Source organism: Nostoc sp. (assembly GCF_036919555.1).
Lineage (GTDB): Bacteria > Cyanobacteriota > Cyanobacteriia > Cyanobacteriales > Nostocaceae > Nostoc.
In genome coordinates this window covers 1-9,288 of record NZ_JBALCS010000064.1, presented here as the reverse complement: position 1 = coordinate 9,288, position 9,288 = coordinate 1, and the positions used below count along the sequence as shown (strand labels likewise).

At 49.3% G+C, this 9,288-nt stretch carries 12 protein-coding genes; 8 read left to right on the top strand and 4 right to left on the bottom strand.

Features of this window, described 5'->3' with window-relative positions; genetic code table 11:
* Window positions 1-236: 236 nt before the first annotated feature.
* The 4 genes from V7K36_RS18205 to V7K36_RS34175 form a co-directional block, all read right to left on the bottom strand.
* The gene (locus V7K36_RS18205; RefSeq protein ID WP_335117995.1) at window positions 237-614 is read right to left on the bottom strand and encodes a hypothetical protein; all 378 of its coding nucleotides are present in this window, start codon (window positions 612-614) and stop codon (window positions 237-239) included.
* A gap of 246 nt (window positions 615-860) precedes the next feature.
* Window positions 861-1,661 carry a zinc ribbon domain-containing protein gene (locus V7K36_RS18200; RefSeq protein WP_335117993.1) on the bottom strand — a complete coding sequence of 267 codons (801 nt, stop codon included), beginning with the start codon at window positions 1,659-1,661 and terminating at the stop codon, window positions 861-863.
* Between the two features lie 391 nt (window positions 1,662-2,052).
* Window positions 2,053-2,304 carry a hypothetical protein gene (locus V7K36_RS18195; RefSeq protein WP_335117991.1) on the bottom strand — a complete coding sequence of 84 codons (252 nt, stop codon included), beginning with the start codon at window positions 2,302-2,304 and terminating at the stop codon, window positions 2,053-2,055.
* A gap of 288 nt (window positions 2,305-2,592) precedes the next feature.
* Window positions 2,593-2,772, bottom strand: coding sequence for a transposase (locus V7K36_RS34175; RefSeq protein ID WP_442948480.1), 180 nt, complete (start codon window positions 2,770-2,772; stop codon window positions 2,593-2,595).
* A gap of 76 nt (window positions 2,773-2,848) precedes the next feature.
* On the opposite strand from V7K36_RS34175, the gene V7K36_RS18190 reads away from it, so the two are divergent.
* The 8 genes from V7K36_RS18190 (at window position 2,849) to fabG (ending at window position 9,106) form a co-directional block, all read left to right on the top strand.
* A complete protein-coding gene (locus tag V7K36_RS18190; RefSeq protein WP_335117989.1) occupies window positions 2,849-3,124 on the top strand; it encodes a phosphopantetheine-binding protein in 276 nt (91 codons plus the stop codon).
* Window positions 3,125-3,165: 41 nt separating this feature from the next.
* Window positions 3,166-4,887 (top strand): AMP-binding protein, encoded by a 1,722-nt coding sequence (locus V7K36_RS18185; RefSeq protein WP_335117987.1) that lies wholly within the window; start codon window positions 3,166-3,168, stop codon window positions 4,885-4,887.
* Window positions 4,880-5,146 (top strand): hypothetical protein, encoded by a 267-nt coding sequence (locus V7K36_RS18180; protein ID WP_335117985.1) that lies wholly within the window; start codon window positions 4,880-4,882, stop codon window positions 5,144-5,146. The genes V7K36_RS18185 and V7K36_RS18180 overlap by 8 nt, the downstream gene beginning before the upstream one ends.
* 77 nt (window positions 5,147-5,223) lie before the next feature.
* The gene (locus V7K36_RS18175) at window positions 5,224-5,898 is read left to right on the top strand and encodes an alpha/beta hydrolase-fold protein (protein ID WP_335117983.1); all 675 of its coding nucleotides are present in this window, start codon (window positions 5,224-5,226) and stop codon (window positions 5,896-5,898) included.
* Between the two features lie 28 nt (window positions 5,899-5,926).
* Window positions 5,927-7,099, top strand: coding sequence for a beta-ketoacyl-[acyl-carrier-protein] synthase family protein (locus V7K36_RS18170; RefSeq protein WP_335117981.1), 1,173 nt, complete (start codon window positions 5,927-5,929; stop codon window positions 7,097-7,099).
* Window positions 7,099-7,902 carry a beta-ketoacyl synthase chain length factor gene (locus V7K36_RS18165; protein WP_335117979.1) on the top strand — a complete coding sequence of 268 codons (804 nt, stop codon included), beginning with the start codon at window positions 7,099-7,101 and terminating at the stop codon, window positions 7,900-7,902. The genes V7K36_RS18170 and V7K36_RS18165 overlap by 1 nt, the downstream gene beginning before the upstream one ends.
* A complete protein-coding gene (locus V7K36_RS18160) occupies window positions 7,899-8,387 on the top strand; it encodes a hypothetical protein (RefSeq protein ID WP_335117977.1) in 489 nt (162 codons plus the stop codon). The genes V7K36_RS18165 and V7K36_RS18160 overlap by 4 nt, the downstream gene beginning before the upstream one ends.
* On the top strand, window positions 8,384-9,106 hold the full coding sequence (gene fabG, locus V7K36_RS18155; RefSeq protein WP_335117975.1) for a 3-oxoacyl-ACP reductase FabG: 723 nt from the start codon (window positions 8,384-8,386) through the stop codon (window positions 9,104-9,106). The genes V7K36_RS18160 and fabG overlap by 4 nt, the downstream gene beginning before the upstream one ends.
* The last annotated feature ends 182 nt before the right edge of the window (window positions 9,107-9,288 follow it).

Here is a 9,288-nt window from a genome sequence, read left to right as displayed (position 1 = left end):
CCCTGATTCCTTGATATGCTCTGCGAAACTGGTTTTAACCTGATTATTTATTCTCCCACTAATATGGTCTGTTTATTTACGCCGTACTGTACTAGGGTGTTGTAGCGAAGCTGAAAAAGTTACTATTTCTAAGACTTGGGAAGTCCCTTAGTGATTGGTAGTAGCGATCGCTTTAGCGATTGAGCCGAGATCCACGAATTGAAAGTCGCGCATCTCGGCTCAAAGACTATTGAATTTTAGTGTTTGTAGAGATCGGACAATAAGCTTTCTAACTCTTGGCGACTGAGATTACGCAAACCATCATTCGCTTCCTTGAGCAGCAGTAGCATCGCTTGAAAGCGAGAACAATCATGGCATTTGGCAAGTTTTCCTGGAAACCAACATCTACACCCATCAACCAACTCCAATGAGAAGTCGTGTCGGCATTGGCGACAAACATGGGTATTACCATCTTTGCGGCGCATCCGCTGGTAAACTTGCTGGGATTGACAAAAGGGACAGTTAAGCCGACCAATTACCTCTGGTTCCGGGAAATTCTCTTTTTTCAGCACAATAGCATAAGCAATCTGTGTTCTAAGTTTATTTAGTTCAAATTGTTCAAGAGAATTTATCATCTTTAATACGCTCCTAGTCCTGAAATTAAACTTTTTGTTCAGTTGGGGGGTTGGGAGAAGGGTTAAAGGTATTAGATTTTCCCCCAAACAGAGTAGTTCATGTACTTTTACAAGAGACTCCATGAGTTGCACTCACAAGGGAAAGATGAAAATCTCTCAAGCAATGCCCAATGCCCTATGTTGTAAACAGAGTACATGGGTTGCTGCTCTCACAATCCTGAGTGGAAATAGACTTTAAAAACAGGTCTACTCATCGATGAAAACAACCGATTTTACTTCTCCATCGTTGATAAAAATTTGATCAACCAATCGGGGAAAAATTCCCACTTTCTCGTCGTTAGACAGCGTATGCCAGAAAGCTAAATTGTTCCCAGCCCGCAGAATTTCACTAGCTGTACAATTACTCAGGTAATCTGAACTAGATGAATTAACCGCCGATGCAATCTGCTGACGTAGCTTCTGCTTAAATTTCTCCAAATCTGGATCGGAGTCTGAAATTTCTGACACCGCTTTGAGCTTGGCTTGTAATGTGCTTACTCGGTCTGAGTTGGATGAAATATAGTCATCATCAAGGGACGATACCTCTGCAAGCAGCTGAGACTGACGAACTAAAATTTTAATTAAATGATCTTCAATTTTTTTTCGGACAACTGAGCGAGAGTTACTACAACCTAATTGGGAATGTCTACAGCCATAGTAAGAATACTGTTTTTTCTGGCTGTGAGCGTATTTAATAGTACATTTGGAGCCGCATTCTGCACAAAAAATCATTCCCGCTTGATAAGCATACTCTCGGTAATGATTGTTAGCATCAGCTTTTTGTCCCAAGGCTCCGCTACCTATCTTTTTATTGAGTGAAAGCAGATATCGAATTTCTGCTGCCTGTTCATCAGTCATCAGCCTTTGGTCTGGATGGGTATCTTTAATAGTTGTCCATTCGCTAGGATCTTTTAATTGATTTCTTTTATTTTCTTTCAGATAAGATGTGTGTCCGCAATGGACGTTGAATAAACAAGCCGGGGCGGTCGAAGAAATTATTGATGCCACCCTCGAAGAAATACGTAAGTTAAATTTACTACAACTGGGGGAGGGAAAGAGCAGCCATTGGCTGCTCCTTCCCTCCCCCCTTAAAAATGATTATTATTCTATTTATTGCTGATTTTATTTTTTGGAAGTCCCTAAAGAACCATCCGTTGCTATTTAATACCTAAGATTATTCATACTTTTGCTAAGTCTCTGATTCACTCAGCCCTGCTGAGTCATTTTGCATGGCTTAGTCTAAACTCCAGGTATAATCGTATAGAACCCATTTGGAATCTATTCGTTAGCTAGCCGTTTGAGCATCAATCTGATGAAACAAAGGTTGAGCTTTGCTGTGGCATGGGTGAGGGTTCTCTCAAAATTTTTGACCAAACTTTTACACCGTTCCATCCAAGAATTAGACCGTTCTCTTCCCCCAGCGAGTTGCTACTGGGACAAATCCAGTTTTACCAAGTGCTGCCTTTTCGGCTTTCATGGGCTTGGCTGCTAGTTCAAACCGAATCTTGGTCATAATCTGGGGATAGAGGTTTTGCAAGGCGGCGGTGATGGGATCTGGGTGATACCCATGATCAAGCAGAATGGTGATTTTGGGGATGTTGACAGGCTTGGCTCGAAAGTAATCCAGGTGATTGCCCAGCAGTTCAATCAAGCCTTAATCGTCGGACATATTGGCTTTGGTACATTGAGTAAAAAACGGCAACCCTAGAGTATCGACAGCGAGATGGCGTTTGATGCCATTGGTGCATTTGTAATGACAAAACCCTTTGGACTCGACGCTAGCATTGCACGTATTTTTGACCGCTTGCGAATCGATGATCAGCAAACGCGTCCACTTTGGTTTTTTTTAACTTGTTGACGCACCTTGGTTTTGCATTGCCGTCATCATCTGTTCGATTACTCCCTCAGCCCGCCACTGCTTGTAATGCCAGAATACACTTCAGTAGGGAGGCAGGTCTTTAGGCAGCTCACACCAATTACAGCCGTTTTTCAGTTGATAGAAGATGCCATCCAGAATCTCTCTTTTTGTCCACAAAGGTGGTTTAGTTTTTTTCTTTTGGGGCAGTAATGGTTCTATGAGTTCCCACTCTTTGTCGCTTAAGCTACTGGAGTATGGCATTTATTTTTTATCTAAGCTCGTCGTCACAGATCCCAAATGGGTTCTATAATAGTTATTTGAATATTTTTGTTGCATCATGTCCGACATTTTTGCACAGAATCCTGCCGAACTTGAGCTTGCCACGTTGATGGTAAAAACGCTTAATCTCGAAATCGCTGCTGCCAATGTTGACCCTGAAGCGCCGATCTATGGAGAAGGACTTGGTCTGGATTCCATCGACATTCTTGAAGTCTCGCTGGCTATTTCGAAACATTACGGACTTCAGATGAAATCCGATGACCAAAACAATAAGGTCATCTACCGCTCTGTGCGCAATTTATGCGCTTACATAGAAGCGAACCGTACCAAATAGAGCGCACTTTTGACTTATTTGCTGTAACTGGGCAACTTGACATGACTACCGTATTCCCGCTCATAGCTTGTGCACCCGATGCCATTGACACACACGTTGTCGCTTACCGCAAAGGCGTCGTCATCACGGCCAGAGAGTTTTTGCGTGATGTCCATACGCTTGCCAAAAACTTACCACCAGCGAAACACTACCTGAATATTTGCGCGGATCGTTATCACATCACTTTGTTACTCATGGCGGTCATGTTGCGAGACGCACGCAGTCTGCTGCCGCCCAACACCACTGCTGAAACATTGCAGCAACTCAAACAACAATTCAGCGATATTTGCGTGCTGGTAGATCACCACGACAGCGGTTTTGAGAACGCGGCTTTTCTGCCGGAGTTGCTCGGTGTGACAAATGATCGCGCAGATAACTGCCCAACATCGATACCGCATTTTCCCGCAGAGCAAATCGCCGCTGTGCTGTTTACCTCTGGCTCTACCGGGTATCACGTGCCCAATCAGCGGACATGGGGCGCGCTTTGCCAGGGTGTGCGGGCCGAATCGCAGGTGCTGGGCTTGAGCGCGCTGGGTGGCGGTGCGCCTGTTGTGATTCTTGGCACGGTGCCTGCGCAGCACTCGTACGGGCTTGAATCGACGGTGATGTTGCCGATGCAAACCGGGCAGGCCTTTTCTACCGATCACAGTTTTTATCCAGCCGATGTGGCACTCTCACTCGCGCGCATGCCACGTCCACGGGTGCTGGTTACGACACCATTTCACTTGCGATTGTTGCTGGAATCGAAAGAGCGATTTCCTGAAATTGATCTGATTATTTCAGCTACCGCACCGCTTTCGCCGCTGCTGGCGCAAGGCGCAGAACAGCAATTCCGGACAATCGTATGCGAGATTTATGGCTGCACCGAAGCTGGGCCAGTCGCGACCAGACGCACCACCAGCAGTGATTTGTGGACCTTGTTTCCGCATGTAGAACTCAGCAACCGTGGCAGCGAGACCTGGGTCGGTGGCGGCCATGTTGGCGATGCCCGCAGGCTTCACGATGAGATCGAAATTTGCGGCGACAATACCTTCCGTTTATTCGGCCGCACCGGGGACATGATTAATATTGTTGGCAAGCGTACCTCACTGGCGCATTTGAATTTTCATTTGAATTCCATTGCGGGTGTTGATGACGGGCTGTTCATGGCACCGCAAGAGTGCAGCGACGGTATCTCGGCGCGTTTGACGGCGTTCGTCGTATCGCGCTCACTCACGGCGGAGCGCATTCTAGCGTCATTGCGCGATCGTATAGATCCCGCATTTTTGCCGCGGCCCCTGCATATGGTTGATTCCTTGCCGCGCAACGCAACCGGCAAAATCATTGCGCAGGACATTCGCCAACTGATCGCGTCCAGGAGTACGTTTGTGAGTGGACGAAAATGTAAAATAGAAATTCTTCATTCGTACTTGTCCAACCACAAAGCAACCGAAGGGCATTTCGTAGGATGCCCGATTATTCCGGGCGTTACCATTCTTGTTGATGTGGTGCAGGCGATTCGCGCAAACTGGTCATCACTCACTGCAAACGAAAAACCAATGAACCGTGGTGGCTACAAACTGCGCCAGGCAAAATTTTTACGTCCTGTTGTGCCCGGTGAAGACATGACGATTTCGCTGACGCCAACAGACGGCACGCCGGACAAACCGCAGATGGTGATCACGTTTGAATGCACGGTTTCGGGTACCATTGCGGCCAAGGGCATATTTGAATTCCATGGCTGATTATCCCGCAAGCGAAGACGCTAACGCTGACTGGCGAACACAACGCGATCGCATCAAACGTGACGCCACTTTATTTTCAACGATTGCAACGTCTGATATCACTCTCCTTGATGGTGTGCAATCTCTCGACCGTATTCGGATTTGGCGTGTTGGCGTTTTCATCCATGCCCGTGCTGCAGGCGATAGGCGGAACGGTTGCAATTGGCGCGGTGCTTTCGCTGATTTTTTCGCTGTGTATATTCCCGATCACGTTCGATAATTGACAACACCAAATATGCCATGTATGCTTTACCATCAACATCCAGAAAGATCCCGGACGCGCCGACAATGGAGACAATGGAGCAAATCGAATATCTCGCCACACCAGATAAACGCAGTTCGTCGCTGTTGATTTTGATGCCGCCGATTGGCGATCAGCATGATGCGTTTGAAAAAAATGGCTGTATCGACGCTGCGCGCGCCGCCCATTTTGACGCTGATATTCTAGCGGTGGATGCCCACCAAAATTATTTCACTAGCATGACCGTGCGGAAGCGTTTGCACGAAGATGTGGTCATGCCCGCCAAAACACGTGGCTATCGATCGATCTGGATGGGTGGTATTTCTCTCGGCGGGTATGGATCGTTGTTGTATGCGCAGCAATACGGGAAAACACTGCGGGGATTGGTGCTGATTGCACCTTACATCGGCAATCGCGGTGTCTATGCCGAGATTGAATCAGCTGGTGGGCTTGCCACATGGGACCCAGAACCCTTACTAGACAAGGATGAACGTTCCATTTGGACCATGATCCAAAAATACCATCCGGCTTCCAAACCGGCTCTGCCCATCAACCTTATGTACGGCAAACAGGACCGCTTCGTCGATTTTCACCGGATGCTCGAGTCGCGCCTGAATCCGGCATGCGTGCACGCCATCGATGGCGGACATGAGTGGGCGGTATGGCGCGCGCTGTGGGATACCTTTGTACAGTCGCACTCGATTTCAACACAAACAGATTCTTCACCATAACAAGGTAATACCATTGAACTCGCTACGTATGACACACTACACCATCACCAACGCGCTCGGTACTGGCAATGATGCCATCTGGAACGCCATCATCAATCGCAGGGGCGGTTTAAAGCACTGCAATTTTGAAACCGCCGACGTTGATACTTTCATAGGCGAAGTTCCCGCACATTCCCTGCCAGCCATTCGCAATGACCTTTCCCATTTCGACTGTCGCAATAATCAGTTGGCGCAGTTGGCGCTTGAAACAGATGATTTCGCCAATCATGTACGCACAGCCATTGCGCGCTACGGGGCGTCGCGCATCGGTTTGTTTTTGGGTACTAGCACTTCCGGTTCTTTTTCAACCGAACTCGCCTACCGAAAACGCGACGCAACTACCGGGGGCCTGCCAGCAGATTTTCACTACGCGGGAACGCAGAATAAATTTTCACTTGCCGCATTTGTCTGCGCCTACTTTGGTCTTCGTGGGATTGCGTTTGTGGTTTCCTCGGCGTGTTCGTCCAGCGCAAAAGTGTTTGGTAGCGCCGAACGCATGATCGCTGCTGGGATGTGCGACGCCGCGATCGTTGGCGGCGTTGACAGCTTATGTTTGACTACACTTTATGGCTTTCACTCGCTTGGCCTGGTATCGTCAAAGCCATGTCGGCCGTACGACAAAGAACGGGATGGCATTTCGATTGCAGAAGCAGCAGGGTTCGCGTTGCTTGAGAAACGCACCGCCGATGCGGCGGGGATAGACGTGCTCGGTGTTGGCGAAAGCAGCGACGCGTACCATATGTCCACGCCGCATCCCGGAGGACGCGGCGCACAAAAGGCCATGACGCAGGCATTGAAAAATGCCGCATTGACACCCAAAGACATTGGCTATATCAATCTGCACGGCACCGCTACCAGAAACAACGATTCTGCTGAGGGTGTAGCAGTAAGCGCGGTGTTCGGGCGCACTATACCGATGAGCTCAACCAAGGGTTTTACGGGCCACACGTTGGGTGCGGCGGGGATCACCGAAATTGCGATCGCAGCTATGGTGTTAGAGCGCCATATGATTCCGGGCAGCCTCAACACAGCCAATCTCGATAGCGATATTGCAATTAACTACCAGTTTGAAAACAGCGCGGCAGAAATAAAATACGCGATGAGCAATTCATTCGGCTTTGGCGGCAGCAATTGCAGCATTATTCTTGGGCGGTGCACATAATGCCACGCGTGTTTGTCGAAAGCGTTGGGCTGTTCGCAACCGGTTTGCCTGACTGGAACACGGCACAACCCGTTTTGCGGGGCGAACAGCCATATCTCGCAAGCGATATCCCTCTACCTGCGCCTGAATGGCTGCCACCGGCAGAACGCAGACGCACCAGTGACATCATCAAACTGGCTTTGTGTGCCGGGCGCGAAGCACTAGAGAGCATCAACCAACCGATTGCGGATACCTACACTGTCTTCACGTCATCGGGGGGCAGCGGCGAAATCATCAATCAAATTGGCGAATCCCTTGCTTCTGCCGAACGCGACGTTTCGCCGACGCGATTTCACAACTCTGTGCATAACGCGCCAGCCGGCTATTGGGGTATCGCCACGCGTAATGAGTGGCCTTCAACTAGCCTTTGTGCGTACGATGCGAGTTTTGCCGCCGGGTTGCTGGAATCCATCGCACAGGCCCACAAGACGGAGCAACCGGTGCTGTTGCTGGCGCACGATCTACGTTATCCCGAACCATTAAACGGTGCCCAGCACATCAGCGGTGCCTTTTCTGTTGCACTGCTGCTTTCAGCTACCACGCGCGCAGCGGCGCAGTTCAGCCTGGATGTGGATATTGCGAAACCCGATGCGGTCTCGACATCCATGAATGATACTGCTCTCGAACAATTTCGGCGCCTCAATCCCGCTGCACGCAGCCTACCTTTACTTGTTGCACTTGCAGCTCATCGCAATGATCGAATTTTTATTGAGAGCACTAACGGCGCGCAGTTGGAAATTCAGGTAAATATCGTCAATAAATGATGAAGACCTCGCTTACCAAATCGGAAATTGCAGCACGCATTCCCCACGGCGGGCCGATGTGTTTGCTCGAACGCGTGGTCAGATGGGACAACGAAAAGATTCAATGCGAAGCGATCAACCACCATGCGGACGATCATCCACTCATGCAGGGGGGTATTCTGGAAACCCTTGCTGCGATTGAATATGCCGCGCAGGCAATGGCTATGCACGGCGCGTTGATCGCCGAAGCCAATACAGATGCCAACGCAAATGCTGCATCATTTGGCCAACCAAAAGTGGGCTATCTTGTCAGCGTTCGCGATGTCACTTGCTATGTTGCCTCGCTCGAATCCGCAGACACACCACTGGTCATCATTGCATCACGCCTGCTGGGTGACGCAACACAGATGATGTACGCATTTCAGGTTCATGCCGGCACATCGCTTTGTGCAGAAGGTCGCGCCGCAGTGTTTATTGACGCTAACGCAACAGGAATCGTGGGATGAAAAACGCATTGATCACCGGCGGTAGCGGCGAGATTGGTCGCGCGATTTGCAAACGTTTGGCGGCCGATGGATTACACGTTATCGTGCACGCCAATAATAATCTTGCGAAGGCTGAAGAAGTTGTCGCGGAAATCAAACAAGCAGGTGGCCATGCAGAAGCACTACAGTTTGATGTAACGAACGCAGATGTATGTCGCGCGACGCTTGAGAAATGGGTTGAGGCAAACGGCGCAATTCAAATCATCATCAACAACGCCGGCATCACTGACGATGCAGTCATGCCCGGCATGAAAGAGGCGCAATGGAAATCCGTGATCGATGTTTCACTCAACGGATTCTTCAACGTCACACAGCCGCTATTGATGCCGATGATCCGCACACGCTATGGACGCATCATCAGCATCACCTCCATCGCTGGCGTCGCGGGCAATCGCGGACAAACCAATTACGCAGCAGCGAAAGCCGGTGTACACGGTGCGACGAAATCATTGGCGATCGAAGTCGCGAGCCGCGGTATCACCGTGAATGCTGTCGCACCCGGCATCATCGCCTCCGCCATGTCAGACGCCGTGTTCGACAAAACCATGATCGATCAAATCGTACCGATGAAACGTGCGGGAACGCCGAAAGAAGTTGCAGCGCTGGTCGGGTTTCTCGCATCGGAAAGCGCGAGCTATATCAGCGGGCAGGTGATTTCGATTAATGGTGGGATGATTTAGCGTGACTCGTTTGAAGGTCTCTTCAAAGTGTGAAAATCTTTCATTGGCGGGCGTCTTGTGGCACTTTTTCCTCAAAACTGGAGTTTAGACTAGTACAGCTTGGCGGAAATAAACAGACTATTAGATAGCCAGGACTTTACCCTTGTAAGTCCACTTAAAAGGTTTAGCCATTGTTTTATTAA

Excerpts from the sequence above, each read along its gene's own strand:
- V7K36_RS18190 (WP_335117989.1), top strand. The coding sequence starts at position 2,849 with ATGTCCGACATTTTTGCACAGAATCCTGCCGAACTTGAGCTTGCCACG.
- V7K36_RS18165 (WP_335117979.1), top strand. The coding sequence starts at position 7,099 with ATGCCACGCGTGTTTGTCGAAAGCGTTGGGCTGTTCGCAACCGGTTTG.
- V7K36_RS34175 (WP_442948480.1), bottom strand. The coding sequence starts at position 2,772 with ATGCCATACTCCAGTAGCTTAAGCGACAAAGAGTGGGAACTCATAGAA.
- V7K36_RS18205 (WP_335117995.1), bottom strand. The coding sequence starts at position 614 with ATGATAAATTCTCTTGAACAATTTGAACTAAATAAACTTAGAACACAG.
- fabG (WP_335117975.1), top strand. The coding sequence starts at position 8,384 with ATGAAAAACGCATTGATCACCGGCGGTAGCGGCGAGATTGGTCGCGCG.
- V7K36_RS18180 (WP_335117985.1), top strand. The coding sequence starts at position 4,880 with ATGGCTGATTATCCCGCAAGCGAAGACGCTAACGCTGACTGGCGAACA.
- V7K36_RS18160 (WP_335117977.1), top strand. The coding sequence starts at position 7,899 with ATGATGAAGACCTCGCTTACCAAATCGGAAATTGCAGCACGCATTCCC.
- V7K36_RS18185 (WP_335117987.1), top strand. The coding sequence starts at position 3,166 with ATGACTACCGTATTCCCGCTCATAGCTTGTGCACCCGATGCCATTGAC.
- V7K36_RS18175 (WP_335117983.1), top strand. The coding sequence starts at position 5,224 with ATGGAGCAAATCGAATATCTCGCCACACCAGATAAACGCAGTTCGTCG.
- V7K36_RS18170 (WP_335117981.1), top strand. The coding sequence starts at position 5,927 with ATGACACACTACACCATCACCAACGCGCTCGGTACTGGCAATGATGCC.